The 1,009-nt window shown below is 50.5% G+C and carries 1 protein-coding gene; it reads left to right on the top strand.

Annotation, left to right across the window (positions count from 1 at the left end; all coding sequences use genetic code 11):
• Positions 1 to 1,009: hypothetical protein (locus KDK16_RS01185; protein ID WP_257274308.1), on the top strand; the 1,009-nt coding region annotated here is incomplete at both ends.

Genomic DNA, 1,009 nt, shown 5'->3' with positions numbered 1-1,009 from the left:
AATGCCCTGAGAAACAAACAGGTACAACTGGGCGGTGATGATGGTACTGGCGGCAAGATCCGGCAACTGATTCAGGAACAGGCTGATCTGCAAGCTGAGATTGAAACCAGGGAAGCAAGCATTCAGAGAATGAAAGAGGCCCTGAAGGCTGCAGAGGAAGCCGTCGAAAGTGACGGTGGTCCCTTCCAGTACACTCCGAAACAGGCAAAAGTTCTGCAGGCTATCCACAAATTCACGCAGCAGCACTCTCTCAAAAAGCAAGCTCTTGAAGCCGCAATTGGCCTGTCAGAAGTGGCAAGAAAAAGCGGTGGAATAACACCATTGCTTGAGACTTTCAATTTTGACGATGAATTTGCAGCGATTCGCATGCAGGCACTGATCGGAGACAAACTGACTTTTAAACAGGCCAGTCGGATTGTGGAAGTTTTCAGGAGCCTGAAGGCGACCTTCCCTGAATCCTCTCCCGAGCCTGTTGGAGATCAACCCGGGAATGCCCTCAAAGAAATCCAGATTCTTACGCGCAGGGCCAGGCTTGAACTAGCGACAGGGGCACAAGAATACGACGACGAAATTCGCGGCATGGGCAAAGCAGGCATTCACCACGTCAACTATGAACCAAAGGATCTGAAGAGCTTCTCGGAATACTTCGCTACCCGTTCTGCCAGTGGTAACAGGATCATCACTCTGCTGCATGAAGGTCTGATCAGCAAGGTTGAACTTGAGAACTACATGAAGGTCGTCAGAGAAATCGATGGATATCAGACAGTGGCTGAATTTGAACATTTCCTTGCCCACAAACACGGCGTCAATGTGCCACTCTTCAGGGCTAATGTCCAGATGCTATCCGACAAGGGTGTAGAGGAATTCATGCAGAGCACCTTTACTCCTGTGACTGTGACCGCCACTGGTCCAGCGGGTATGAAAGAGTCTGTTGCCGGCATGAAGGAGTACGCCGCTGCGGTCATCGCCAACTACGTTCTTGACGATATTGCCTTTGAAAACGGCCGCA

The sequence above is a fragment of the Endozoicomonas sp. SESOKO4 genome, assembly GCF_024606275.1.
Note: the sequence above shows the minus strand (reverse complement) of the source record. Positions and strands in the feature narration are given on the sequence as shown.